This is a genomic window from Thermogutta terrifontis (genome assembly GCF_002277955.1).
Lineage (GTDB): Bacteria > Planctomycetota > Planctomycetia > Pirellulales > Thermoguttaceae > Thermogutta > Thermogutta terrifontis.
Map to the genome: position 1 here is coordinate 1,266,258 of NZ_CP018477.1, position 26,999 is coordinate 1,293,256.

Here is a 26,999-nt window from a genome sequence, read left to right on the forward strand (position 1 = left end):
CGTCAATCGCCGGGCGTGGGGCAGAATTAGCGTAGATTTTCCCAAAGGGTTGCATCCGCGGGGGGATTGCTCGTACAATGCCAGTGGACGGTTGGTTGGGGAAAGTGGGGCCCTATCATGGCGGACGAGCTTTCGCTCATTCTGATTCCTCTCGCTGCGGCGGCGATCCTAGCGGCGCTATGGCGACCCCTCCGCAGGCTGCAAGATCGGGCCGTGTTTGAAAAGGCACGCCGCCAGTTCCATCGCCAGCGCGAAAGCCTGGAGGCAAGGCTTGTCCGCCAAATTGCCGTTCCCGTGGTGGCGGGCGAGCTCGAGTGGGTGGATTGCGAGTTTGATGATGAAGTTCTTTATCTGCGGGAACGTCACGGCCACCGGCTCGCTGCAGTTGTGCTGGTCACCCTGGGAACGGACTCCGATTGGCTGCCCGCCACAGAGGAGTCTCAGCGGTGTGGCGTGGCCATTTTCCGCTTCGACAAGGATCACTGGACCGTTGATCCCAAGGTGTATATGAATCTCACCCCGGAAGATGTCGTGCGCCAGTTTTCGGGCACGATGGAAGTACTGTATCGCGAATCAACACGCAGGCATTAGGACGCTCGATGTGGAATCAGGGCGTATCACTTCGCCGGGGTGCCTTCATGGCGATCTCCTTGACAAGCTCCTCGACTTCCCGTGGATTGAGGTAAAGATTGACCAGCCGGCGGGTTTCTTCGAACATTTTGTCGATCTGCTTTTGCCCCACCGGATCGGGACAAAGCAGTCGCTGTTGTTGCTGCGTCAACTCGCTGGAAAAGATTTCTCTGGATTTGAGCTGCAAAAGCTGGTCTCGCAATCGGATGGCCTGGTCCCAGTCTCCGTTGGCAATGCGGGCACGGAGGCGCGCGATGAGCACACTCCGCAAGGTGACGAGATCCACCAGTTGGTCCTGGACGCTCATGAGGTATCCCTCGGCCAGAAGCCGGGGATCATCGTCAGGAAGGGCGAGTTCAGTGAACTCATTTGATCCATCCACCAGGGGCACTTTGGCAAGGACCCGGCGGCCGTGTCTGACCCAGAGGAGTTTCCATCCTGGTGGGGCCTGGGCGGGTACTTCAACCTGGCCGGCAAAATCTGTGCGACCCAGGACTTGAGGCGAGCCCTCGCCGCCGGGCTGAGCCAGAACTTCGTAACCCACCAGCGGGTTTTGCGGTGCCTGACGATTCTTGAGCGAGATAGTCACTGGACGTACCTGGGGTGTCACCGCCCAGGCCAGAAGCTGCACCCTCCCGCGGCGGCGGGCGCTGAGGGGATTTTTCAGGCCGGAAATAACCTGGCAACTTACGCTTCCGTCTTCGGCAGGGGGACCTTCCGGCGATTGCAAGATGGTCCACGGGAGGGGAACCACCGCCCGAGCATTTCCGTCGCGATCTTCATACCGCGCGAGTGTAAGAAACAGCCGGCCGGGCAACGTGGGACGTTCCGCCATCAAAAGACTTCCCTGGAGATCCAGGCGGACAGCCTGTTGTTCCACCAGGCGGATCCGTGCCACCGGAACGAGAGCCTGGCGTACTGACTCTGCCGCGGCCTCCGGCACGTCGGACCAGGTTGGAACGGTTTTTTCCACAAGCGGGCCCAGGCGTTCGACCCTCACATCCCAATCCCGCGCCAGAATGTGCCAACCGAGCCCGCTTCTCCTCACCGCAACAACCGCCACTTTGTCGCGAAGGGCCAGCTTTCGCCAGGATGTCGGCGGATCAAAATTCAGATCTCGGCGGAGTGCGGCGCGGAGAATTGCCCGGTCTTGAAAAGAAGGTGGTGCCACCGAGACACGCCAAGCGGGACCCTGTTCGCTGGCGAGCCTCTCAGCAAGTTGGTCGCAGAACTCATGCTCCAGGTCATTGGAAGTATCGAACTCTGGAGGGAGCAGGCAGATCACCTCCAGCCGGCACGGTACCAGCGTGAAAAAGCTCTGGCCGGAAACCCTTTGAAAAGCACCCAGCCAAATAAGAACCGTTGCGCCAAGAAGTATTTCCCACGGCAGATGTGTTTTGCCGGTCGATCGCCGCCTCATCGTCCTTCGTGTCAGCATGGGAAGATGGAACTTCATTCTTCGCCGCATTGCAACCGATCTTGGCTTCGGCACATGTTTCTCCATCGCCCGCTGCCCAGTTACCAAACTGCTCCGGATTGCGCGAGACGTGATGGGCTTCTGTAAAAAAGCGTCGGTGCAAAGATATTGGCCAACCCGGCGGCAAATTGCCTGCCCATTGAGGGACCTCCTCACTCTCCGGGACACAACTTGTCTTGGTTGTGCGTCGGCCATCAAACTATTTTGCGGTGAACTGCCAGGTTTCGACATTCTGGTAAAGGGAGACGCACGGCTCGTCCAGTCCTCTGATTCCGGAACGGTATGCGTAAAAATCCACAAGTTGCCACAGCGGCAGGACCGTTAGATCGTCATACACCCAGCGATGAAGCTCGCGGAGCCGCTGTCCCAGTGTGGGCCAGTCTGCGGAACTACCGAGCCCTGCAAGGACGAGCTCCACCTGGGGTGAAAGAAACTGTCGCTCGGTGATCAGGTTGGCGATCAACCGGAGGAGATCGATTTCCGGCTCCCATATGGCGGCCTCCACATAGAGGAAATCGTAATCTGGCGGTGGGGGCCGATCGGGCGACACTTCCACCAATTTCACCGTCCATCCAATTAACCGCCACTGCTCCTGGATCTGTCGGCAGGCTTCCCGAGCGATTTCGTGGGGGGGATGGACGACTACCACTTCCCGAGATTCCAGCGGTGTTAGCCCCCGCTGTTTCGCCGCTTCCTGAGCCTGACGGAAGGCGATCTCGCTGAGGGCCAGGGCAAGGGACGGTTGATAGTCGCGGGGTTTGATCTGCGCGTCATAGGCATAGCCGAGCGGGTCGCCGAAAGACATGCCCGCCGGGAAAGGACCGCTGATGACCCGACTTCCCGGCTGAGTTTTGCCTCCCAGCAACGATTGCAGGATGCGTTCCCGATCGATGGCGTACAGCATGGCGCGGCGAAAATCACGGTTGCCGGGCAACGGTTTGGCGAGGTTCGGAACGAGCATGTGGACAAGCGGTGTCCGGTACGGCCGCACCGTGACGTCGCGGGCTTCGGCGAGCAGAGGTAATTCCCATGGATTGACGCGATCCACGATGTCGATTTCTCCGCCACGCAGGGCGTTCAAAGCGTCCCGGCATCGGGGAAAGGCAATCTCCTCAATCTCGGCTGGACCACCGGAAATCGAGTTGCCTTGGTTTGAAGCGGCCGCCCCGTCGGTCCTGCGAAGGAAAACCCACCGCGATGAGGAAGATTCTTCTGTGGAAAGTACAAACGGCCCGATGTCGGGCTTGTGATCATTGCCGGAAGCCAGAATAACCGCGGGCACCGGCACGCACTGTAAGAGTGACTCAGGTTTAAGCGGCGCAAATCGCAGGTTGACGGTCACCTCCTCGGGCGAGGAAACCCGGATACCCGCTGCGACTTCCGCCCACGGTGGGAAGTATGCCTCGTGATGCCGGTCTGCCCGATTGGCCAGTTGCTGGGCGAGATCGTATGCGGTGTAGGATCGGCCATTCGCAAATTGGGGGCGGTCCGGCCGAAGCCGAAGCCTCAGCGTCTGCTTTTCAGTATCGAGCTGCCATATCAGGAATGCGGATTGATACTCGCCGCCCTCCGGACCGGGGCCCGTGTATTCTACCAGGGCTTTGCGGATGAGTCGCCCACAGCGTCGGCTTCCCCAGTCGATTAAAGAAGTGGGATCAGCCTGGGCACCTGGTTGGGTGATCCCCACCTGGAATCGGGGATATGCCTTCCGAACCTCCGCGATCAATTGATCAAGGCCTGGTTGCTGGGGCCAAACCTGCCTGAGCTTGCGGACCAGGCGGTCTGCCTGGCGGGGATTGCCCGCGGAGAGCGCCTGGTTTACCTGTTTTTCCAGTTCGGCCGCCTCGGTTTGCCACTGCTGTCGCCACTTTTGAACGGCCGGGTGTTGAGGAAGAAGTTTCGATAACGTCTCCACCGCCCCCCGCGCCGCGGCATACTCCCCTTTTTGCCAGCGCTGTTGAACCAGCGCATCGACTGCCTGTCCGATCAAATTGGAGAGTTCCGGATGATTGGGGTTAATTTCGCTCAGACGGCAGAGATCGGCAAAAGCGCGTTCCGATTCTCCCTGAGCGAGGGCCGCCCGTGCTTCCTCAATCAAAAACAATTGCTCGACCTCAGCAAATCCACTGACGTTGGGATAATGGGTGGCCACGTAGTCCAGATAGTCGTAAGCCTCATCAAAACGTTTTTCCTGGATCAGTTTGCTCGCCTGCTCCAGCAAGAGCTGTTCGAACAGCTTGAGCTGCACGATTGCCTGCCACGGCACGCGATAACGTTCTCCTGGACGATCGAAAAGTTCTATCTCCAGATACCCACTTCGCGGCAGCGGTTGCGGAACTTTGCGATCTGGCAAGGGAACAGGCGACAGCTTGAGGACGGCATTATTGTTGGCCGCGTTGAGATACAGCAGGTCGAACGGCGGTTGCTCGTATAACGGGGTGGTCGTATCGATGCTGGGTTCCGATAGTTGTTTTGACACCTGCGGCGTGAGCGGAGATGGTTGCTGCGGCGTTTCGGCAAAGGCACCAATTCCCAAGACACAAATGGCCGCGAGGCAGGCGGCACCGCGTATCCAGCAGCCCCATGGAAGCCGCTGCGTTTCGTTGGTATGCCGCTTCCGCAGCTCGAATTGTTCTTTTCCAAGATGATCCATTTCCTGAGACGCCAAGTCCGTCACATTCTTAAGGAGTGGCGGAAAGGCTTGCGCTATCACTGGTTCGACTCAGCCGGAGCGAATCCAAAGAGACACGCAACCAGCAGCCCTCCAGCGTGCCCAACCAAAGCTCATTCCCCAGCAGTGTGCCACCTGCCGAAAGAGGGGTTTCCAGCCGCGCCGTGTCAGTGATCTTTTCGGTGGTCAGATCGATGGTAATAAGCTCTCCAGACGATGTGGCCACAAGTAACGATTGACCGCGGCGGATCGGGAGTCCTACCGGGCTGCGATTTCCCATCGGCACCTTCCTCACGCTGTTGGCATCGTTCAACCAGAAAAAGGTGCCGTCGGCTGTCATGAAACACACGAGGTTATCGCCGGTTACTGGCCCCCAGATGCACTCGCCGGGAAGAGGAATCGTTGCCGTGGACTGAAGGGTCTCCGCGTCGAAGAACACCAGATTGTTTTCGGCATCGCTGATTACGACAAGCTTATCGAGTTGCGCCAGTGGAGAGACGAATGGTACGCGATGGGATTGCTGGCGTTCTAAACGGAAGTGATCCGGGGGATTCCCCTCCAGCCGGAGCTTGACGAGATGCCCTCGGCTATCCGCTGCAATAAGGGTTTGGTCTTTCAAGGCGACGGCGCCTGAATAGTGGGTCGTCTCTCCCGGAACTGTAGGCCCCAGATAGGCAACCGGTTGCGGCGTTTCCTGTTCGCAGGAGAGCCAGACGAGGCTTCCATCCTCGAGTCCGACTGTGCACCCATTTGCCAATGGAACGAGCGGACCAGCCACCGCCCTTGCGAATCGCACAAGTTGCTGCTTAGGGGGATCGGATCGCGCATCAATCTTGAGCAAAGCAGTCGTTCCCGGGTAGGTCATCACCCACAGGCCGGGGACAGGAGAACAGGTGAGCGGCTCCACTTTCGGCGAAGGAACCGTCGGCATCTCAGTGGTTGCGAGGGCTTCCACCACCTGCGGGAATTGTTTTTCTCCGAGATTCCACCCAGCCACGTGTCCGCTCCAGGTCACTGCCACGAGCGACTGAAGAGAAGCGGATGGGGCCAGGCTGACTCCCGGATCACTGAGATGGACCTCCCAGTAACTTCGTCCATCGGCGGAATTGACGGCCGTGACAAAAATCCCGGGACGGTTTGGCCGACGATACGCATAGAAGACCGTGGAGTCCATAATCACTGGCGGCGCGATGGCCAGGGTGTTTTCGCAGGCCACCCACCGAGGGATGAGTCGTGCGGCCGATGCCTGAAGCTCAAATTGAGCCAGGGAGGTGTCGGCTGTGAACAGGGATTCGCCCGTCAGGACAACCCACGGTGCCACCCACTGATCCGATCGCGGGAGCCCTCCCGGCGACTTTCCTTCCGCAAGAAGGGCCAGGGGCTTCTGACGCTCCCGCGCCCGTAATTGATAGACCTGAACGTGGCCGCCGTGGGTGATCAAACTCAGTCGGGATTCCTGAACTTGCAGAGGTGTGAGGAGTTTTCCCGGCAGTTCGATGTCCTGAATCGATGCTTCGTCCGCCTGGCTGCCCGGAGATTCCGCGTTTTTCTGGGAAAGTGCCAGGACGCGGAGTTGCGCCGTTTGTCCGTTCTTCTGCATTGGCAGAACGAGATACTCGCCGACAATCACCGGCGGGACGCAGAGCTGGCCCGGTTCGTGTCCCAGATACCACACGTCCACACATGTTCCTTTATCAGGATCGATGACGAAGAGATTGGAATGCTCTCCGACGAGATACCATCGGGGCGGACTCTCCGTTAGCACCGGAAGGAACGCCGGCTTTTGGGGAAGAATCAGTTCTCGAAGAATTTTTTCCTCCTGGAAATCGACCAGATAGATACGCCTCGAGCTTCCCAAAATCGTTCCCACGTGCCCAGTTGCAAGGGCGCACTCGGCTGGGGGTTCGGGGAGCCGAATTTCCCGCAGGGAATTTCCTGTGCTCAACTCCAAACAGGCAACGCATCTGTTGATGCGGTCCGGAAGTGCGACGGCCGGATGATTATCAATCTCAACGATGCACGGCATTTGAAAGGACCCGGCGGCACCGACTGATTCACCGATGCGGCGCTGCCACAGGAGCTTTCCCGTACGCGCCTCGAGGGCGAAAGCCGATGACTGGTCGGAGACCACTACAACCCGATCTTCCGGCAATGGGGCTTCCCCCTTTTTGAGGAAAGCAAACACCGCCGTTTGCTCTACCTGAGGTCGGTTGGGCGGGTTTGGAGCAGGGGACGGCTCAACAAACTTCACCCGGTCCTTTTCCGCCTCCGCAACGCGCCGCATGACGCGAATGAGTTCGGCGTTGTTTTTGGCCTGGGGATAGTTCTGAAGAAATTTCCTTCTTACCTCATAAACCTGATCAAGATCCCCTTTTGCCAGCAACTCTTTCAGACGGCCGATTGTTTGAGCCAATTCTTCCGTTTCGGAAATGCGACGCCGTGCCAGCTCGAGCGTGGTGGCGATTTCGTCGAGTTTCGCCACCGGGCGTTTGTCCTGCGGGATGAATCGCCGACAGTAGGCAAGGGCCTCCTGAGCTTTCTCCACAAGGGCGGGATCTGCTTTTTGAAGGGCCGCCCGCGCTAGATTCTCAGCAAGCGGCGGTAGAATCGCCGTGAGTTCTGCGTCTGCCTCGGCGTGGAAATCGGGAAGGGGGCTGATTTGGTCGAGGACCTCCTTAATCGCAGAAAGTGCCGCCGCACTCTCCTGAGTTTGCACGGCTTGCCGGATTTGCGCTAGTCCCCGCCGCACTTTCACCGGTCCGGCCTGGGGATGTCGGGGAAAATTATCCAGAAACTGCGTGTACTTATGGATGGCTTGCGTGTACGAGCCGGCATGGTAGTCGGCATCTGCTTCGGCCAGCAAATCGTCCCCACTTCGCCTGTTGAGAGACCAGAGAAGCACCACCCCGGCGAACAGCAAAAGAAGGATTCCCCCACCACCAAACAGGATGAGCGGCGATTCCCATGGCGTTTTGCGACGGGGCGAAGTCCAGGTTGTTACCGGTGGGACAGTCGCGGGTGTTGGACTGGTGGGAGGCAAGAGTTCGCTCAGCAAATCCTCGGTAGGGCTGGATGGTGGCGGCTCGAAGTCGCGCGACGGGGCTGGCGAGGTCGTATCAGCAGATTCCAGGGGGACAGCCCGGGGAGGTGGCGAAGGCGCCGCCGGTGTTTTCCGCGGAGGTTCTTCTTCGAGCGGCAACAAATCCACGGGTTCGTCTGCCAGCCCAATGTTCTCTTCATCCGGGACGGGCGTGCCTTCCAGGGGACGAAGGACCAGCGGTTCGATTTTCTGTCGCGGATTCCTGGCCGCCCACTCCGCCTCAATCTGGGTCATCAGCCGCTGGGCCAGAAGCCTTGACAGATATCCCTGTTCCACAAGAATACGGGCGGCCATCGCCGCGTTGATGGGTTTGGCCGTCTTCAGCGAGCGTGCCACGTGCGCCCGAAGCTCCGCCAGGACTTCGGGCGGGACGAGATCTTTTTCTTCGAGGACTTTGAAAAGTGCTTCCGCGGGAATCATGATCGTTCAGTCCGGCGTCTTTCCTCCCGTGTGCTTTCATCGTTATTCATTAAGCCGCCATAAAACCATTTCCAGCACGCCCGGTTAGAGCTTCGTTTTTTAGGGTGTTTTTTAAAATGCTGTATCTTCTACAGTGGCCAGTCGAATGCGTTCCATCCCCACCGCGTTCCCCGCATCCAGTGCCTTGACAACCGTTTCATGACGGCATTGCGGGTCTGCCAAAACTAACAGGCCTGTACGCCCGGGAACACCCTGTCCCAGTTGGCCCAGCTTCGCCTCACGCAACTTGTTGAGGAGCTCTTGGTCGCTGGGGGCATCCTCTCCGTCCACCGTGATGTTATTATCGCGGTCGATTCGCACGATGACGAAATCGCTTTCGTTTTCCAATTCTTCCAGCGTTTGGGCCTGTGCCGTCTTTTCCTGATTGTCGGAAGGCGGCATTTCGAGAGCTTTTTGCAGACTGAATGCCGCCGTCATCATAAAGAATATCAGCAACTGAAACACGACGTCCACCATCGGCGTCATGTCCATGACCTCTTCGGGCATTTCCGGCCGGGTGAAGCTGATGGGTACGTTCTGCGCTTCTTCGACGGTCTCCACAGACATATCTGTTGAAGTTGAAGCATCAAACGCAACGACGTGTCCACATGCCGGGCAGGGACCGGATGTGCCGCGAAGATTGTCGGCCACTGTTATCACCGTTCCACAGTGTGGACAGCTTACCCGAAGCATGCCGACTCCTGAGTTTTTTGACTTCGCGCGCGATGATCGTTAGCGGTTCAGTATGAAGCGGCGCAAAGCATGCCCATTGCTTCAGTCTTTTTCCAGAACGCCAATATAAATGCGGACGCCTTGCACCTCACCGATATCTTCGAGAATTCTCGCCACGTCTTTATGCCTGAGCTTCCGTTCCGCCTTGACGATCACATCCCGCTTTCCGCTGAGCACTCCTTCGCGGACCGCTGCCACAATTTGTTCTCGTTGTTGCTGGGGGTCATCGGGCAAAGGTGTGCCAACCTTTCCGTCAGCGAGGTACACAGCCGGGGACGCATTATCACCCTGGTAGGCCACTGTGATGATGGTCGCCTGGGCGGGACTGGCGCCCTTGCCATGTCGGGCAGGGGGAAGTTCCAGCGCACGCCCCACATCCATGGATGACGCCACCAGAAAGAAAATCAGCAGCAGGAACGTCACGTCAATCATCGGTGTGATATCAAAATCCACCGATTCCTGGCGAGGCCGGCGGAAGACGATGGCTTCAGATTCCTCGCCCACGACACGTGTCCAGACGTCGGTGCTCATGGCCGTTTCCAGGCGTATTTGACTCAATCCGCAATTCTTTGACGTTCGACATATTTCCCGCTCGGCCTATTCAGTGCGGAAGGTTCGCTCAGCTGCGGTCCGACCTGCCGGAGCAGGCGCCGGAGGGGGCGTCGCGGCACTTTCGGTGCGGACTCCCGCGCTTTTAAGCACATCGAGGAGGCGATTGAGCCCCGAGCTAACGAAGTCTTCCAGCTTGCGAATCTGGATGCTCGCAGATGCCGCGCAAAGGACCAGCGGGATAGCGATCGCGAGCCCGATGGCGGTGGTGACGAGGGCCAGACTGATGTCGTCAGCGAGTTTGGTGGGGTCCACCTTTTCACCACCCGAAAGTTTGGCGAAGGCCCCCATCATTCCCAGCACGGTTCCAAACAGCCCCAGCATGGGAGCGCTCTTGATGACGGTGTAGATCCAGGAGAGACGGTATTCGAGATCGGCAAGGACGTCCCGCTGGAAGCGCTCCACGAGGAGTGTACGGAGCCGGGAAAGGCCGAGTCGTCGGTTGAGCAGGGCCAGCCGGACCAATTGCGGCAAAGCGCGACTGTCCTCCGAACACATGTCCACCGCGGCTGTGAAATCTCCCCGTGTGATGAGGTCTTCCACCCGGAGAAGGAATTCCTCCTGCTGCTGTTCCGTCACGAACCGAAAGCGCCGAATTCGGCGGACAAGCATCACCATGCAGAACGCACCCCAAAGAGCCACGAGGGCAAGGGCCGCGTAGTCCGCAGTTCCTAGGTAAGTCGTGATTGTGCTCAGATCAAATCTCATGGGGCTATAGTCTTCCTGGAAACTCACCAAGATGCAGGAACGCAACTCGCTTCCTCGGCGAACCGCGGAATCGTTTACCCGCGCGTTCTCTCGCCGAGTTCAGAGCCAATCCTCAATAATAACGGGCGACCACGTTTGTGCCGACGATCAGTATGCACAATTTTTATCGATATTGTTGGGAAATAACATAGAACGCAAAACCGTTTCCCTCACGTCGGATCCCAAATCGCGTGGAACTCACCCGATCGGCGCGGCTGCCAGCATGGGCGCGTTCCAGGGCGGCGAGCTGGGCTTCGACTTCTGGCGGCAGAAATTTGAGAATGATCCGGTTGTCCGCGTCGATTCCCGCCTTGGCCAGCAACTGTTTGTCAGCCTCCTGCAGATCGCCACGCTGCCAGGTCAGATAAAAGCGTTTTTCGGCGTCGGCCGGGCCGACCCTGACTTTGGGCTGGGGTTGCGAAAACCCCGATGCGTACTGAACTTTGTTTCCCGGAAGGAGCACACCCAGTTCAATTTTGAAGTAGTCGAGCTGACGAGCATACGTATCCAGGGTGTTGCCTTTGTCGAAGAAGATCTCCCACCGACGCGGGACACCGCTTCCACCAGTGCCGCCTGCGCCGCTGCGGAGGGGTGAGCCTTTCGGGCCGCCACGCTCCGTCGATTCCGGATCGGCAACGAGTGGGTTTTCCAGGTCAGCCAGTCGGGCCGCCACCACGTCCGCCACCGAGGCCAGGGCATCGCGAAGTTCCGGCTCTTCCAGCTCCTCTTCCTGACCAGGGGGTTCCGTGTTGATTTCCATCTCCGGTCCAAGGGGCAGTCCCCCCTCGCCGATCGGCTGGTAACTGACGGGAACCACCACCTGAGAAATGTGCGAGCGTCCTGTCAACCAGATGATGAAGAGCCCCAGCACGCAGATCCCCAGCAGAATCAGGCAGGAAATAATGGCGCTGACCGCGCGATCGTAAGCCGACACGCGGAGAGCATAATCGGGATCGTTGAAGACCGGTGCGGTGCGATCCGTCATTTTTCGTGTATCAGCAGCGCGTCCGCGTTCTGACTGTTGGGCGAAAAACTGTTCCACGCTCGGTCAAGAGAAACGGTTTCCCGGGAAAAGGGCTTGCTCTCCCTCGCGTTTCCCTTTGACGATATCGCATGTGCTTCCATCTGGCCATTCCAGCGTGACGCACAGCTTGGAGGCCCCCATCAGTCAAAACTGGCAGTTGGGTCGATTTGCCGGTACCAGGCTTTCCATTTTGCCACAGCCGCCTGCCGTTCTGTGTCGGTAAAATTGGGCCGGAGGCCGCCTTCGAACCGCCGACTCAGGCGCCGGAGGGCCCTATCGGCAGCCAGCACGACCTCCGGGTTGGGATCGTTGAGCGCGAAAATGAGGACAGGGGCGTTGCGGACATCTCCGCCTCGCCCCAGCGCTGTGAGGGCGGCGATTTTCGCTTCTGGACGATCGCTGGCGGCAAGCCGCCGCAGTTGCTCTTCCTGATCGGACACAAGCAGTCGGACCTGCTGAGGAGGCAAGGTCTCCAGCGTTTCAATGACGCCCAGAACCTGCGATTTCTCACCGGAGTTCAAGATGGCGATCAGGTCTTCCGGCGTGGTCCGCAGCGGCAGGGCCACCACCTGGCCGTTTCTGACAATAGCGTTGTCGGTTTCCTTGGGGAGTCCGCGGGCACCGACCAGGACGCCGGGTCCAAAGTCCCGCACCCGTTCGATGCTCTGTTTCGTGGATCGCACGAGAAAAAGGATGGCGAACGCCGTGTCGGGTACAGCGCCGCACTGGTGATTCCAGCTTCCGTCACTGTTTTGAGTCTTAAGAATGAAGTCGGCGCCGGCCTCGTACCAACCCGGGATGGTGCTTCCCGGCCCGTCAACAAGTTCACGAAAGGTGAAATACCGCTCCAGGGTGTAAAGGTAGTAGTAGTTGTACATTCCCGACGGAATTTTGAAGTTGTTGTGGATGTACGCATTGCCGCGCTGGAGACAGGCCCGAAGGGCTGACGGATCGATCGACAATCGGAGCTGGCCGCTGTCTCGGGCGTTGTCAATACGTTGCAGGGCAGGGGGGAGGTCGGTCTCGGGGAGGGAAGTTCGCTGTCTGTCGAGCAGCGATGCCAGCACGTACGCGCTCCCGACTCCGGCAACGGCCATACCGATGCGGACGCTGTTCTGAGGAATGAGTTGGGGACCCGGGGCCACCTGCCCCTGGTACCCGTAGCCGCCGCTGGGATCCTGGGTGCGCAGAAGCCACAGCGCGACGCGATTGAGCGGCTCGGAGGGGACGGAAAAACCGGCCTGGATGGCCTCCCATAAACCAAGCACAGCATACTGTGTTTGGGATGTATCCCCGGTAGCGGCATGCGTGTGTCCCGGGGGATAACCCCAACCGCCGTGCGGCTTCTGCCGATACAGAAGATAATTGATGATGGCCTGGATTTCTCGGCGGTAATTCTGTGGATCGTAGGTGCACAGGAAGATAATGGAGAGACCAGTACTATAGATGTCCCAGCTTCCAATGTCAAAATCCTGCGGCTGGCCGCTCTGCGGAATCCGCTGGCAGATTTCTCGCGCTGCTTCGAGGATCACGGGATGATTGGCCGGGCGATGGGCCTTGATCATGGCCAGGCCGTTGAGGGCCCAGGCCCCGATCTGCATTCCGCTGTAATGGGAATCAGGCTTTTCCAGAAAAGCCAGCCCGCGTTCCACAGCTTGCCGCACAACAGGGCTGTCCGGGGAAAGCTGCCCCATCGCCGGTTGCCCAGCAGTCAGGCACAGGACGACAAGAATCACGCTGACCGGCACAGAGCCCCCGGCCTGGACCGGGAACGGGAAATCCAGCGAGCGGCCGTCAGCCAGAACACCGTTCGTCGGCACGGGCGAAGGTCCTTATCGAGCACCGGGTTTATCAACAAGCCACGAAATTGGGCGCAGTTCGATCGCCACAATTTGAATGCTACCGGTCGCTGGAGACCGTGTCAACGAAAGGGCTGCATCTTGGGGGTTGGGCTTCGGCTTATTCACAGATGCCACTCACGGAGTGGCTTTGCGCTCGAGCAGGATGGTCCACGCCAAGGCCCCCTGCCGGTCACTGCTGGGTGTGTCGAAGCGTGTCGGCTCCAACCTGAGAATGTGGAAATCGCGGGAAAAATCTTCGCGGATTTCTTCTTCGCGAACCCGGGGCGGCCCGCCCGTCCCCGGTTCATTGGCGTTGCCCGCCAGAATAAGCACACGGCTGCCGGGCTTGGTCACACGGCGTAAAGTGGCGATATACTCGGCGGCGGCCGTGCGGCGGACGCCGTGGTAGCAGCCCCGATCATAGACATAATCAAACTTGGGCAGATACGAGGGAGGATTGAGCACGTCGCCCAGCAACCATCGGACGCTCACGCCGGCCTTTTTGGCTTTGTCGCGAGCGATGGCGAGAGCGGTGGGGGCCAGATCGATCGCCGTCACATCAAAACCCTGCTCCGCCAGATAGATCGCGTTTGTGCCCGTGCCGCATCCGAGTTCGAGGGCCCGGCCCGGCTGCAACCATTTTTCGGCGATCGCCTGACGCAGATCGCTAGAAGGCCGACCCGTATCCCACGCTGGTCTGTTCCCCGCGTGATACGCACGGTCCCAACGCTCGATGAGGGCAAGCCCCTCCGCGGTGAACGGCAAGACGCCCGCAGCCAACGGCCAGGGACGATCAGTGGAAATGATTGGGTCCCCCTCGTAGGCGATAGTGGCCTGAGTCCAGTCCGGGAGCGGTAGATCTAGCTGGACGGTGGCTCCCTCCGCCAGGCGGACGCTCAGTGAAATCATCTCCGCAGTGGCTGAAAGGATTTTGAGCCGGTCCTTCAGATGCGGGGGATGGTCCGCCTTCCCCACTGCCATGACCCAGAGGTTCCGCTGGACGGATTGGCTGGGTAAGGAAACGGTAACGCGGACGCTTCGCCGCTTCTGCTGCCCGGCCACCTCCTCACTGACGGCGATGGCTTCCGCGGGGAGAGACGGCGGCCAAATCCGCAGCATTTCCAGCGACGATCGGGCCCCAGCGTAACGGATCATGTCTCCATCAATCGCGGGAGCCTGGGGAAAGTGGAAAAGCACGGACACAGGGGTTGCAGGAGTTGGAGGAACCACATAGTCATCCAGGACCAGCACGTCAGGTTTGAGGAAGAGCAGCCGCCGGATGAATGTCGGTCGGGGGTCGATTCGCCGGCCTTTCTCGAAGCGACCATAAGCGTTCGAGGCATCGCCTACCACCATCGTGAAACGCGGGTTCTCCTGGAAGGCCAAAATGTCGCCGGTGTCGAACGGTCCTCCCGGCACCGTGGGACCGACAAACTGTCGCGGATCATTTCCCAGCACGCGCTGGCCACCACCGATCAAAAGCGTGTTGTGAAATTCTGCGGCCTTTGCCCCGTACTGCCCCGCGTCCACAAGCAGTTCCTCCCCGGCGGAGAGCACAAAACTGTTTTGATCGGCGTGCTGGTGGCCGGCGAAGCTATCACCACACACAAACACCCCCCAAATGGCTTCGGGGCCCCAGTCGCTGCGGAAGCTGGCCCAGCCGACACCCGGGAAAAGACAGCCCGTGGGAAGGCTCTCCCGCTGCACTTCGCGGATCGAGGCATCAAACCAGAGAATCTTGGGCCAGATGTGGAAGGGATACCGCAAGGGAGTATGGTTGGCCACCCATTGGGCAAAAGGATCCCGATACCGCTGGGCGAGCAGCCAGAGGTAGGCTGTTTCCTGGTGACCCCATCGGGCAGGGGTTTCGATGTCGGCGATCGGGGCGAAAGAATTGTCGAAAGGCCGAGTGCAGTACAGCAGCCATCGACCGGCGCCGCCCAGCCCGGGACACATTGCGAACAGATCTTCGCCGGTGGCTGTCCGCCAGGCCTCCATTTGATGGGCCAGTTCGTACGCGAAGAAACTGAAATAACTCATGCTTTCGTGCCAGCCACCCTCGCCTTTCTGACCGGGCTTGCCGCCGCCGAGTTGGTTTACAGTGGGAATGAAGTGCTGCTTGAGCATCTGGTCACATTCCGCCAACAGCTCGGTCGCCCATGGGGATGCCTCTTCGTGCGCCAGAGCTAGGGCTGCATAGACCAGTGGACCGTATTCCAGATACACGTGATTGTTGTAATCGGAATGGCGGTACTGCTTTTTCATTACCTCAACCACCTCCTGCATTCGCCGGATCAGGCGGTCTTTCTCCTTCGGGGACAGCAGCGGATGGAGCCAGTCGTAGGTTATTGCCAGAGCTTTGAGCATCCGAAGCCGCGTCCACGAGTCCCCCTCGGCGGTGCAAAGATAGTCGGTAAATCTGTCAATCCGTGGCCGAAGTGCGGGGTCCTGCTTTTCCATGAGAAACACCACGAGGGTGGCGATGGCCTGATCCGGCGTGACCCAAAGATTGGGGTTGAAACTTTGGGAATAGGCAAAACGTCGCAGGTCTTCGTATTCTTTGGCGGGAAAGCCGTCCTGTTCTCGGCGAAAAGGAAGTCGTCGCCAATCCTCGGGAGTCAGCCAGATTCGTGGGTGTTCGCGACGAACTTTTTCGGCAATCGGAGGAGCACTCTCCGAGGCCACAAGGGTGGGACGCCAAAGCAGCATCCCCGAAGCAGTAATCGCCAGAGTGATCAACAGAAAGACTTTTTGCCGCAGGGCGTTTTCGGTGAAAACAGCGGCTCGTGTCGATTCGCGTCTGCAGGTTTTCACGGGGGCATCCTCCCTCATCCGAGATTTGACATTTTCGTCCGGGAGTATTATACCGTGGGGGCTGCGCGCGGAAGTGGGCCGAGCGTCTTTGTGTGTCGCCCGATTTGGGAAAACGGCCGGGTGTGCGAGGCCGATCATCTGGGCTGACCTTGCCAATGGGGCAAAAACTCGGCTAACATGCGGAAAGTCGATGGTTTAAATCCTGCACCAGGGTAGATTGCCGGCTGGCTAGCGGCGGTAGACCTGCTGACACTGTTTTCACGCTCCAAAGGAGGTACGCATGCAGGTCCTTTTGGATGAGAACACACTTCGGGAAGGAGTTGACCGTCTTGCCCAGCAGATTGAGGAGCGCTATCGGGGGAAGAAACTTACCCTCGTGGGGGTCCTTCTGGGAAGTGTCGTGTTCCTTGCCGATTTGATGCGGCGGCTGACGATTCCGTACGGGGTGGCGATGATTTCGTCACGGCAAATGGCTACCGAGGACAATCGGCCGGGACATCTTGTCATCCACGCCGATTCCCTCATGCCGGAAGTAAAAGGGCGGCACGTGCTGATCATCGACGACATTTATGACACGGGTGAGACGTTGTGGGAACTGATTCCGCAATTTGATGAATTCAATGTCAGTTCTGTCCACTCCGCGGTCCTGTTAAGGAAGAAGGGGCGGCAGCGTGTGCCGGTGGCCCCCGATTTCGTGGGCTTTGAAATTCCCGATGTTTACGTGGTTGGTTACGGGATGGATTACCGCGGGTATTACCGGAATCTTCCGTATATCGCTTCTCTGAGCCCCGAGGAGATGGCCAACTTTCGGGAGAACGATAGGTGATCGCTGCTCGGCTGGTGTGTGTGACGCGGCGATTTTGGCCACTGGTTGGTGGGGCGGAGCGATTTATGGGAGAATTCGCGGTGGAAGCCCAACGGCAAGGGCGATCCACGAGGCTTCTCACAGCCCGGTGGGAACCTTCCTGGCCCAGCACACTCACCTATCGAGATGTGCCCGTGATTCGACTCCGCCAGTTGAAAGCGCGCTTCATCGGCACGCTTGTCTATATGGCAGCGCTGCGGCGCTGGCTTCGCCGGTATCAGTCGTCCTATGATTTGGTGTTTGTATCTCTTTTGAAGCATGACGCCGTGGCGGCTCACTGGGCTGTGAAAAGCCGCCGACCCCTGGTCCTCATCGCGGAGGGAAGTGGCAGCACAGGGGACTGCGCCTGGCAGGAGCAGGCCGTTTTGGGCAGGTGGATTCGCCGGATCTGCTACCGGGCGGACGCGGTAATCGCACCCAGTCGAGAAATTCAGGAAGAGCTTCTCCAGGCCGGTTACCCGCCGAAAAAAATCCATTATCTGCCTCATGGTGTAAAAATACCCCCAGAACGGACACCGGAGCGTCGCCACCAGGCGCGTCAGAGTCTTGCGGCGTTGCATCCACGGTTTCATCTTCAGCCGGACGAAGAGCTGGCCGTCTTCGTGGGGCGGCTTCATCCAGGGAAAGGACTGCGGGAACTGGTGGAAGCATGGAGGCTGGTTGTCCAACGACGCCCAACTGTGCGGCTGTGGCTGGTGGGGGAAGGGCCCATGGAAACCGAGCTCCACCGCCAAATCGACACCGCAGGACTGCATTCCCGAGTTGTGCTGGCCGGCAGTTTTGATGATGTGGGGGAAATCCTTCAGGCAGCAGATCTGTTTGTGTTCCCATCCCACCGGGAAGGCATGTCTCTGGCACTGCTGGAGGCGATGGCGGCGGGACTGCCGATTGTGGCGACCGATATCCCGGGCAATCGGGCCTTGGTGCAGAGTGGGGAATCAGCGCTGCTGGTTCCGGTTGAATCGCCACGGGACCTCGCTGAAGCCGTCATCCACATTGCAGAAAATCGAGAGTTGGCCCAGCGTTTGGCACAGCGCGCCCGCTCTGTGGCGGTCACGCAGTTCTCCCTCGAGGAGACAGTCCGCCGACATCTGGAGCTTTTTGATGATATCTACACTCAATTCATGAAAAATCGGCAGGTACGGTGATAAGAACCACTCGATCCGTTCTTTTGAGACGATGTATTAACAAGGCTTCGGCAGCAAGTCGCTTTGGAAATCGAGTGATCAACCAATCGGCTAGTTTGGGCATCCTTCGAGGAATTAAATCAAACGGATCGTCTGGAATCGCGTGTGAGGTTCTTTAGTCTGCAATGAACGCATTGGGCACAGATAGAATTGTGCATATCATTCCAACGCTGGATCAGGCGGGCGCGGAAAAACAGATGACGACGCTCGCTTGCCAACTCCGGCGTCGGGGCTGGGATGTTCGGGTGGCCGTTCTCACCCGGGATGGCCCTTATCGGGCCGAGCTGAAAGCTGCGGGCGTGCCTGTTTTTTATGTGAACAAACGGGGCAAGCTGGACCTCTCGGCGCTCGTTCGCCTGCGGCGCTGGCTGGAAGAAGTGAAACCGGCCATCGTCCAAACGTGGCTTTTTGCGGCCAACGTGTACGGACGGATCGCTGCCAAACAGGCAAAAGTTCCGCACATCCTGGCCTCTGAACGCTGCGTGGACTTGTGGAAAAGCTGGTGGCATTTCGTGTTCGATCGGTACCTCGCCCGGTGGACCGATCGCATCGTGGTGAACAGCTCGGGCGTGGCGTCTTTTTATGAGTCCAGGGGAATACCCCAAAACAAAATCGTGGTCATCCCTAATGGAATGGCGATTCCGGAGCGACCAGCCGGATCGCGACAATCCCTGCTCTTAGAACTGAAGTTACCACCCGATGCCCGGCTGGTGGGAGTGGTCGGACGGCTGTGGCCGCAAAAGAGTCTTCGGGATGCGATTTGGGCGGAGGACCTTCTGAAACGTCTTCGCGACGACGTTCATCTGCTCATTGTGGGAGACGGCCCCGAACGGCGGGCTCTGGAGCGCTACTGCGGACACCTAGAAATCACCGATCGCGTCCATTTTCTGGGCCATCGGCGCGACGCGGTGCGCATCATGGCGCATCTGGATGTCTTCTGGAACACGAGTCGATACGAAGGTCAGTCCAATTCTCTCATGGAAGCCATGGCGCTGGGGGTTCCGGTGGTGGCCTCGGATATTCCCGGCAATCGGGACCTCGTGGTTCATGGCGCGACGGGATACCTGGTGCCGCGGGGCTTTCAATTTCGGGCGGGGATAGCCAAATACACGCAGAAAATACTTGAGGATCCGGAACTGGCCGCCCGTTTAGGAATGGCAGGTCGGGAAAGGATTGCAACCCACTTTTCCGTGGAACGGATGGTGGATGCCTATGAGGCGCTCTATCGAACCTTAACGGGTGCCGGGACGATTTCCGCCGGTCAATTGGAGCCAAGCAAGGTACAGCAGTGACATGTGTGGAATAGCGGGAGCCGTTTGGTACGACGAACGAAAGGCCCTGAGTGAAGCTGATCTTGGGCGGATGACGCATGTTTTACGGCATCGCGGCCCGGATGATGAAGGTTTTTATGTCAAGCATTTGGCAGGCGGAAATCAGCCCGAGTGTGGCGTCGCCCTGGGGCATCGGCGGCTTTCGATTATTGACATCTCGGGCGGCCATCAGCCGATGTGCAATGAAGAGGAGACGCTGTGGATCGTCTTTAACGGGGAGATTTACAACTTTCGCAGCCTTCGCAGGAATCTTGAAGAGTCAGGGCATCGGTTCACCACTCGCTCGGATACGGAAGTCCTTCTGCACCTGTACGAAGAAAAAGGGCTGGATTTTCTTGCCGACGTCAACGGCATGTTCGCCCTGGCGCTGTGGGACGAGCCGCGCCGGCGGCTTGTGCTGGCACGGGATCGGTTGGGTGAAAAGCCGCTCGTCTATCGGTGTGAACCCGATCGTCTCCTTTTCGCCAGCGAACTGAAAGCCCTATTGGAGGTGCCCGGTATCGGCCGGGAAGTTGATCCCGAAGCCCTCGACGCGTACCTACTGTACCAGTACGTGCCGTATCCCTGGACGATTTATCGCGGGATCCGAAAACTACCGCCGGGGCACTTTGCCGTCTATGAGAACGGGCAGTTGAAGGTCCGACCTTACTGGGTACCGGATTTTTCCCACGAAGAGCGCCCCGATTGGGAAGACGCCGTCGAGCAGGTCCGAGAACTCCTGCGGCGATCGGTGGAATTGCGGCTGGAAGCGGAGGTTCCGCTGGGGGCGTTTCTCTCCGGCGGCATCGATTCCACGATCGTGGTGGGGCTCATGCAACAACTGGCCACGGAACGGGTGCGGACCTTCTCAATCGGCTTTCCCGTAGTCGAGTACGATGAAACCCGTTATGCCAGAATTGCAGCGGAAGCCTTCCACACTGATCATCGCGAATTCTGCGTGGAGCCGGACGCGATAAAGATTCTGCCGCGATTGGTCTGGCATTACGACGAACCCTTCGCAGACAGTTCTGCCATTCCCACGTGGTATGTGGCAGAAATGACCCGGCAACACGTGACGGTGGCCCTTACCGGAGATGGGGGCGATGAACTCTTCGGCGGTTATCCGCGGTATTGGGCTATTGCCCTGGCGGAAGGTATTCATGGGCTTCCGTTCTGGCTGCGGTGGGTCTTTCACGAGCGCTTGTGGCGCTGGGCCTCGCAGGCGCGGCAGAAGTCGTTCTGGGGCCGGGTTCGACGTTTTACGGAGGCTCTCCATCTGCCTGTGGGTGAACGGTATCTCGAATGGATCGCGATCTTCAATAGCTGCCGCCGCTGGGCACTTTACACGCCTGAATTTCAGGACTGCCTGGCGATGGCCCATCCCGAGAGATTCTTTCTGGACACCTACGCCCGGGTGGCCGGCCGGGATGTGATTTCAGCAATCAGTCTGGCCGACCTGTTCACATATTTGCCGTGCGATCTGCTGGTCAAGGTGGACATCGCGGCCATGGCCCACAGTTTGGAGACGCGGCCGCCGTTCCTTGATCACCACCTCGTGGAGTATGCAGGAAAACTGCCTGGGGCGTGGAAAGTTCGGGGTAGGCGGGGTAAACGCATCCTTCTGGCGGCGTTTAAGGACCTCATACCCCCGGCCATCCAAACGCGGGGAAAGATGGGATTTGGCGTACCGCTTGATCACTGGTTTCGCGGGCCACTGGCCGAACTGGCCCGTGGGCTTTTGCTCCATCCGCGGACAATTCGGCGCGGTTATTTTCGCCGAGAGGCTGTGGAAAAGCTACTCGCGGAGCACCAGCAAGGACGATGGAACCACAGCTACCGCATCTGGGCGCTGCTTTTCCTGGAATTGTGGATTCGCCGCTGGATCGACGGGGAGGAGTCCCCCGACCTGGAAGGCTTCCTGACCCCGGCGAGCCAGACTCTCTAACGCTGGCCCGCGGCAATGCGGCCATCGCCTGCCGAGTTGTGCGCTCCCCCGTTAAAATAGTGTCCAGGTGGCGACTCGCACCGATGGGTGCCAAGGTCGGGAATCGAGCCATTCACCCTGCTTCAGCGTACTCGACAAAGGTGTTGTCTGTGGGGATGGGTAAAATCGCGACCATTTGGAGGCGGTCGCCGAAAAAACGCGAGCCGTCAGTGAGGATCGAAAATTGGCACTACAGGCTGACATTTTTGGCAAAGAGGCTTTCAAAGAGAACACTCGCGCTGAGCAGCAGAACGGATTTCCGTTCACAGCCCGACGTGCCATCTGTCCGAGAATAGTGTTGGCACGCTGTTTTGCCTCAGAAGAAGACAGCATTTCTGAATCCCCGGATGACGATTCAGGGAGGGTAGACGATGGCTTACGTGAGAAACGACCAGATTGTCACGGTTATCCTGGCCGGGGGAAGAGGTTCGCGACTTGATCCGCTGACTCGTGATCGCGCTAAGCCCGCGGTGCCTTTTGGCGGGGCTTACCGCATCATCGATTTCACTATGTCGAACTGTCTCAACAGTGGGCTGAGAAAAATTCTGATTTTAACACAGTACAAGGCGATGAGTTTGGATCGCCATATCAATATGGGCTGGCAAAAGTATTTTTGCCGAGAACTTGGGGAGTTTGCCGATGTTGTGCCGCCCCAACAGCGGATCGACGAAAACTGGTACCAGGGTACCGCGGACGCCGTCTATCAGAATATTTACGCCATCGAGAAAGAACAGCCAGAATACGTCGTGATCCTGGCCGGTGACCATATTTACAAAATGGACTATCGCAAATTTGTGGACTATCACATCGAGCGGGGTGCCGACGTCACCATCGGCGTTCTTAAAGAACGTTGCGAGCTGGCTAGCCGCCGCTTCGGTGTGCTCCAGGTGGACCGAGACAACCGGGTGATCGGTTTCGAGGAGAAACCAGAGCATCCCAAGCCGATTCCGGGAGAACCCGAGTTCTGTTACGCTTCCATGGGAATCTACGTTTTTCCTGCGAGATTCCTGTTCGAAGTTCTGTGCCGGGACGCCACACGGCGGGGAAGCACCCACGATTTTGGACGGGACGTTATCCCTACGCTCATCGACGAGAACCGTGTGTATGCGTATCCGTTCATGGACGAAAACCGTAAAAAGAACGCCTACTGGCGGGATGTGGGGACCCTCGACAGCTATTACGAAGCCAACATGGATCTGGTGGCCGTCGAACCGGAACTGAATCTCTACGACGAGCTCTGGCCGATCCGCACATATCAGCCCAATTATCCACCACCCAAGTTTGTGTTTGCGGATCCCCAGCGCCGCGGTCAGGCGCTCGACAGCATTGTCTGTAATGGCACGATCGTTTCAGGTGGGACGGTGATTCGGTCCATTCTGGGGCATCGCGTCCGCATCAATAGTTACGCCTGGGTGGAGGACTCGATTCTTTTTGCGGGGGTCGAAATCGGCCGACACTGCCGCATCCGTCGGGCCATCATCGATAAGCGGGTGCGAATTCCCGAAGGGACCGAAATCGGTTACGACCCAGAGAAAGACCGTGCCCGCGGATTTGTGGTTACGGAAAACGGCGTGACGGTCATTGCTAAGGCGGAGACGTCGGGCGAACTTTGGGAGCAGGCCGCCTGGTAACCTACCAGCGCAAAGAAAAAGCCCCCGGAATGCAGCGTCCCAGGGGGGAGGACATAAGACTGTTCCGGGAGCAAGTGGGAGGTATTTCCTTGACCCGCCGTTACGCCGTCCCTGGCCAAGCGGTCAGGACCCGGATGCGAATTCTGCCTTCCGTGGCTTGCCTGTACCGGGGACTAGCCACCTAGTAGTCGCCTTTTATCTGTCGGTGGTCTAATTTCCCCTCCGACTTCTCTTCACACCAGGGAATGACACCTCCCAGCGAATGACCAACAGGCGTAGGTTACCAAGAAAAAGTTCCGGGGGTCAAGGGCAAATTTTCAAAGCAAGGACCCAGTGTGCAATGCTGGTGGACATGGTGCGGATCGTTACCGGGCTTATGTCAGCGGAAGCATGAGGCGTTCGCCACTCGGTTAAGGCACGGTCGCTCACTGCTGATAGTCACGGTCAATTGGGACACACGGTTTATTGGGGAGTTACTTGCCATGCCCAGGCGGACCGGGGAGGAATGGTCAGCGGAACTCGCACGCCGGCTGGGGAAGTTTCTGCGGTCACAGCGGGTGCTGGCCCCACCGGCTCAACACGGAGGGGTGTGTCGGACGAAAATGCAGGCGCGAGATCTGCGATCAACGTGGTTTCCACCGGTTGATCGCTCACATTGACGGCGATAACGACCGCCCGGGATTTGCCAGGTTGCCACCAGCAGCCGCTGAGGATCGCATTCGTGGTAACCCAGCGGGTACCACCCCATTGCCAATCCGCCTTCACCGTGGGGACTGGCCGATCAGATTGCGGTGGCCTGAGCATTCGGCCGGCATAGAAGTATTCCCGCAATTGCCATCTCAATTGCGCAAGTTGTTTGAGAAACTCTGCGTTTTCTTTTTCATTGACGACGGCAGGTGAAATCCAGCCCAATTGTTCACCGAATACGAGTTGCTGTGCGGCCCGCATGCGGAGTGCCAAATCGCGGGTGGGACCACCTCCGTAGGAACGCCCGAACATCTGAATAGCACCCCCGTAGACCGCAGGAAAGGCCGGAACCTGGCCGTCGTATTGCCAGTGCCAGGTAAGATAGCCGTCCATCCAGCGGATATACGGTTCGCCGTTGCATTCCGTGGTCAGCATGCAATCGGCGGGCTTTTCCTGACGAACTTTTTCGAGGAGATGCCAGTATCCTTCTGTCCACCAGTGGCCACCGCCGAGTGGATGGCCGTGCGTGGGGTCGCAACACAGCGTGGGAGCGGCTGCCGCGATCTGATCAATGTATACGGCGTCCACTTTGAATTCGCGGAATAGGCGGAGGACAATCTCCCGCACGGTGCTCTGCCACAGTTCGGTGGTGGGACACATCACGGCAAGGCGAACCGGTGAACCATCGCTTTCTTTGCTGCCATAGGTTTCGATGAAGGGCTCGTGCTTCTCGTTCTTGGTAGCTGCCGGAAGCGCCCGTTGGGTGAACTGCCAGTCTTCCAGGCCTTTATCGCGAGTATCCCACAGACGCCCATTGATGTAGGGCATGACATGAATTCCTGCCTTGCGAAGCGTTTCCACGCCAGGGGGAAACTCGGGCTTGGTGGGAAAGTAATGGGGATAGTCGTTATCAAATGGATTCATGTGCCAGTTGTACCAGTGAACTCCGCATGGGACCCCGAAATACTCGGCGAAGCGGATCGTTTGTTCAGCGCACTCATCCGTGGGTCCTCCATAGAGGGCCCACAGCGGCAGTTCCCGCATCCACAACGGGGTATCTTGGCGGCCGCCTTCACCAAGCTGCGGATACCACCGGGCCTCCCGGACGACCCATTCCCGATATATCTGGGAAGCATCGTACCAGTCCCCACGCAGAAGCCGCCAAACCGCCTGGCCCGAGAGCGTAAAATCGTTCTCCGGCTTTCCCATGTCGGGGGCGGGATGCTCGTAAGCCACTTGAAGAAGCCGCATTTCGGAGATCGTACGGATGGCCATTTCCTTGGTGCTGGCGAAGGGATCATGCAGCCCGACATAGAGGCCGGTCTTGAGGGTTGGTTCATACGCTGCAAGGAATTGCATGGTGGTCCAGCCGCTAGGATAGCGACCCTGATATTGGAAATTGTGGGACCACGGATCCGGCGTGACGATGCCACATCCCTGGGGGTAAAGAACACATCCTTGTGGGCCCAGGTCGGAGATCGCAAGCTGGGGAAAAGTCACCTGCCGTACGCTCCAGGGCGATGGAACGTTCCGGATCGAGACTGCCCAGGTAAGGGACGACGTTGCGGCATTGGGTTCGGCAGTGGCCTCCACTTCCAGCGGTGCTCCCGGCAGATCACGCGGTGACTTCCAAGCAAGCTTGATGGCATCCTTTTGCTCTGCGGTGACAATTTCCCAGCCCCTATCCGCGCGAAGATGCCGAGCAGGGCTTTCAGGATGGGCGGTGTCCTGGAGCGTGAGGTCGAACAGCGGCGACTCCTGCGAGGATGCCAGCAATCGCCCCTGTGGAATGTCGTATAGACCGAGTATCTCTACCCCTTCCCCTGTGCGCTCGAGAATGAGCCCCAACTCGCCGGCAGAGATAACCGACCACTGTGCGGGCATTTCACCGTTGAGGACCGCGATGGCTTGCTTCAGCTCTCCCCGCTTTTCGAGTTCCTCCGCGGCCAGTTGCCACCAGGTTTGCTGGCGTTCCTCCGCGGGCAGCTTGTGATATTTGGCCCGAAGCTCCGCCAGAAGACGGCTAAGCTCCAAAGTTGTGGCCACAACTTTTTCCCGGCGGGGCCAGGCTTGGGAGAGCGATGCCAGTTCTGAGGCGGCTTTTTCGGTGGGCCCCAACCAGATGACGGCCGATTTTTTAACCAATGGCGTGTCCCACGTTTGCCAGGCACGTTCTCCGCATGCCTGGATGTAGTTGCCGTCCTCAGCGGGTGCGTCATAAATCAACACGGTTCCGGCTGCCAGCATCGCCAGAGCGTGATCATCGTCGCTGATGAATCCCCACTGCGGACCGCGCTGGCTCTGTTGGGTGTTCGCAAAAGAGCCGTTTTCCATGGGGTCGGCCACAGTCCAGCGAGGCATTTCTTTCTGGTTGAATTGCAGCTCGAGAAAATGGTGCTCGTTCCAGGGGTGAATGGAAGTCTGGGAAGCGACGGCCTGCACAAGGATCAGGGGCCGGTCATGGAAATAGATCCAGTCATAGACGGCGCTGGGTTGACCCGGGGGCGGATTTTGCTGCGTCGCCCCGTACCGGGCGCGAATTCTGATGACGGTACACAGGGGACCTTCAGAAAGCTTCGTGACCTCCGGCTGAGGATCGTTTGTCAGCAGGAAGCTTCCAAGCTGACGATCGTGGACGCGGTCGGCCCAACGGGACACATGAAATGTCTTGGACGGCTCTGAATAGACGAATTCCACTGGGAATCCCGCCTGATGCTCGAGGTCACACCGGATGCGAACAGCACCGGTCTGGACAGTGCCATCCCAGGCGGTGGGTAACCGGGATGGAGTTTCAAAGCGAAGGCGAATGGACTGCACATCTGGGCGGGGCAAACTCACGATGAGCGTGCCGAGAAAGTTCGATTGTGCATCGAAATCCACGGCAGGGATGAACTGCAACGGCACGGCATCGCCCGTCTCAAGGTATCCCCGTAGGCCTCGCCAGTCCCCCGGCGTCATTCCGCATGCCTGGAATGTCGGCGTGAGATTGACCTCGGCAACGACCAGCCCATCTGGAGCGGGTCGGTTGATCCGCAAGACCGGCTCACTGGCCGTCAGCGTGTGTACCGGAAAACCGCCCAAAAGCAGCACCAGGACCGCGCCGCGGAACATCGTCCTGGCCTGGCTGGTTTGGGTGTGACATCTCAGGCTGGAGCAGTCCAAAAGCGTGTGAAACATCAGGCCGAGGTTTACCTGGCAGGGCATAATGTGCTCCTTAAATGGGGTGAAAGC

16 protein-coding genes are annotated in these 26,999 nt (G+C 58.7%); 6 read left to right on the forward strand and 10 right to left on the reverse strand.

Annotated features, from left to right (window positions below; translation table 11 throughout):
- Window positions 1-117: 117 nt before the first annotated feature.
- Window positions 118-591: a hypothetical protein gene (locus THTE_RS04765; RefSeq protein WP_095414357.1), complete on the forward strand. Its 474-nt coding sequence runs from the start codon at window positions 118-120 to the stop codon at window positions 589-591.
- 16 nt (window positions 592-607) lie between these two features.
- Here THTE_RS04765 and THTE_RS04770 read toward each other — a convergent pair whose 3' ends face one another.
- From THTE_RS04770 to THTE_RS04810, 9 genes are all read right to left on the reverse strand, one after another.
- Window positions 608-2,050, reverse strand: coding sequence for a hypothetical protein (locus tag THTE_RS04770; protein ID WP_157731759.1), 1,443 nt, complete (start codon window positions 2,048-2,050; stop codon window positions 608-610).
- Between the two features lie 256 nt (window positions 2,051-2,306).
- A complete protein-coding gene (locus THTE_RS04775) occupies window positions 2,307-4,820 on the reverse strand; it encodes an ABC transporter substrate-binding protein (protein ID WP_157731761.1) in 2,514 nt (837 codons plus the stop codon).
- Window positions 4,789-8,298, reverse strand: coding sequence for a tetratricopeptide repeat protein (locus THTE_RS04780; RefSeq protein ID WP_095414360.1), 3,510 nt, complete (start codon window positions 8,296-8,298; stop codon window positions 4,789-4,791). The genes THTE_RS04775 and THTE_RS04780 overlap by 32 nt, the downstream gene beginning before the upstream one ends.
- 111 nt (window positions 8,299-8,409) lie before the next feature.
- Window positions 8,410-9,030 carry a biopolymer transporter ExbD gene (locus THTE_RS04785; protein WP_095414361.1) on the reverse strand — a complete coding sequence of 207 codons (621 nt, stop codon included), beginning with the start codon at window positions 9,028-9,030 and terminating at the stop codon, window positions 8,410-8,412.
- Between the two features lie 81 nt (window positions 9,031-9,111).
- A complete protein-coding gene (locus tag THTE_RS04790; protein ID WP_095414362.1) occupies window positions 9,112-9,600 on the reverse strand; it encodes an ExbD/TolR family protein in 489 nt (162 codons plus the stop codon).
- 66 nt (window positions 9,601-9,666) lie between these two features.
- Window positions 9,667-10,386 (reverse strand): MotA/TolQ/ExbB proton channel family protein, encoded by a 720-nt coding sequence (locus THTE_RS04795; protein WP_095414363.1) that lies wholly within the window; start codon window positions 10,384-10,386, stop codon window positions 9,667-9,669.
- Between the two features lie 163 nt (window positions 10,387-10,549).
- The gene (locus THTE_RS04800; RefSeq protein WP_157731763.1) at window positions 10,550-11,410 is read right to left on the reverse strand and encodes a hypothetical protein; all 861 of its coding nucleotides are present in this window, start codon (window positions 11,408-11,410) and stop codon (window positions 10,550-10,552) included.
- 179 nt (window positions 11,411-11,589) lie between these two features.
- Window positions 11,590-13,269: a prenyltransferase/squalene oxidase repeat-containing protein gene (locus THTE_RS04805; RefSeq protein WP_095414365.1), complete on the reverse strand. Its 1,680-nt coding sequence runs from the start codon at window positions 13,267-13,269 to the stop codon at window positions 11,590-11,592.
- Window positions 13,270-13,425: 156 nt separating this feature from the next.
- The gene (locus THTE_RS04810; protein ID WP_168175788.1) at window positions 13,426-16,104 is read right to left on the reverse strand and encodes a methyltransferase domain-containing protein; all 2,679 of its coding nucleotides are present in this window, start codon (window positions 16,102-16,104) and stop codon (window positions 13,426-13,428) included.
- Between the two features lie 280 nt (window positions 16,105-16,384).
- On the opposite strand from THTE_RS04810, the gene THTE_RS04815 reads away from it, so the two are divergent.
- The 5 genes from THTE_RS04815 to glgC all read left to right on the forward strand — a co-directional run bounded on the left by THTE_RS04815 (window position 16,385) and on the right by glgC (window position 23,081).
- Window positions 16,385-16,930 carry a phosphoribosyltransferase gene (locus THTE_RS04815; protein ID WP_095414367.1) on the forward strand — a complete coding sequence of 182 codons (546 nt, stop codon included), beginning with the start codon at window positions 16,385-16,387 and terminating at the stop codon, window positions 16,928-16,930.
- Window positions 16,927-18,117 (forward strand): glycosyltransferase family 4 protein, encoded by a 1,191-nt coding sequence (locus THTE_RS04820; protein ID WP_095414368.1) that lies wholly within the window; start codon window positions 16,927-16,929, stop codon window positions 18,115-18,117. The genes THTE_RS04815 and THTE_RS04820 overlap by 4 nt, the downstream gene beginning before the upstream one ends.
- Before the next feature lie 164 nt (window positions 18,118-18,281).
- On the forward strand, window positions 18,282-19,448 hold the full coding sequence (locus tag THTE_RS04825) for a glycosyltransferase (RefSeq protein ID WP_095414369.1): 1,167 nt from the start codon (window positions 18,282-18,284) through the stop codon (window positions 19,446-19,448).
- A gap of 1 nt (window position 19,449) precedes the next feature.
- On the forward strand, window positions 19,450-21,411 hold the full coding sequence (asnB, locus tag THTE_RS04830) for an asparagine synthase (glutamine-hydrolyzing) (protein ID WP_095414370.1): 1,962 nt from the start codon (window positions 19,450-19,452) through the stop codon (window positions 21,409-21,411).
- Window positions 21,412-21,821: 410 nt separating this feature from the next.
- Entirely contained in the window at window positions 21,822-23,081 is a 1,260-nt protein-coding gene (gene glgC, locus THTE_RS04835; RefSeq protein ID WP_095414371.1) for a glucose-1-phosphate adenylyltransferase, read from the forward strand.
- 462 nt (window positions 23,082-23,543) lie between these two features.
- Here the strand turns inward: glgC and THTE_RS04840 are convergent, their stop codons facing one another.
- Window positions 23,544-26,972 (reverse strand): DUF6259 domain-containing protein, encoded by a 3,429-nt coding sequence (locus THTE_RS04840; protein ID WP_095414372.1) that lies wholly within the window; start codon window positions 26,970-26,972, stop codon window positions 23,544-23,546.
- Window positions 26,973-26,999: the final 27 nt, after the last annotated feature.

Excerpts from the sequence above, each read along its gene's own strand:
- THTE_RS04765 (WP_095414357.1), top strand. The coding sequence starts at position 118 with ATGGCGGACGAGCTTTCGCTCATTCTGATTCCTCTCGCTGCGGCGGCG.
- THTE_RS04770 (WP_157731759.1), bottom strand. The coding sequence starts at position 2,050 with ATGAGGCGGCGATCGACCGGCAAAACACATCTGCCGTGGGAAATACTT.
- THTE_RS04780 (WP_095414360.1), bottom strand. The coding sequence starts at position 8,298 with ATGATTCCCGCGGAAGCACTTTTCAAAGTCCTCGAAGAAAAAGATCTC.
- THTE_RS04785 (WP_095414361.1), bottom strand. The coding sequence starts at position 9,030 with ATGCTTCGGGTAAGCTGTCCACACTGTGGAACGGTGATAACAGTGGCC.
- THTE_RS04790 (WP_095414362.1), bottom strand. The coding sequence starts at position 9,600 with ATGAGCACCGACGTCTGGACACGTGTCGTGGGCGAGGAATCTGAAGCC.
- THTE_RS04795 (WP_095414363.1), bottom strand. The coding sequence starts at position 10,386 with ATGAGATTTGATCTGAGCACAATCACGACTTACCTAGGAACTGCGGAC.
- THTE_RS04800 (WP_157731763.1), bottom strand. The coding sequence starts at position 11,410 with ATGACGGATCGCACCGCACCGGTCTTCAACGATCCCGATTATGCTCTC.
- THTE_RS04815 (WP_095414367.1), top strand. The coding sequence starts at position 16,385 with ATGCAGGTCCTTTTGGATGAGAACACACTTCGGGAAGGAGTTGACCGT.
- THTE_RS04825 (WP_095414369.1), top strand. The coding sequence starts at position 18,282 with ATGAACGCATTGGGCACAGATAGAATTGTGCATATCATTCCAACGCTG.
- asnB (WP_095414370.1), top strand. The coding sequence starts at position 19,450 with ATGTGTGGAATAGCGGGAGCCGTTTGGTACGACGAACGAAAGGCCCTG.
- glgC (WP_095414371.1), top strand. The coding sequence starts at position 21,822 with ATGGCTTACGTGAGAAACGACCAGATTGTCACGGTTATCCTGGCCGGG.
- THTE_RS04840 (WP_095414372.1), bottom strand. The coding sequence starts at position 26,972 with ATGCCCTGCCAGGTAAACCTCGGCCTGATGTTTCACACGCTTTTGGAC.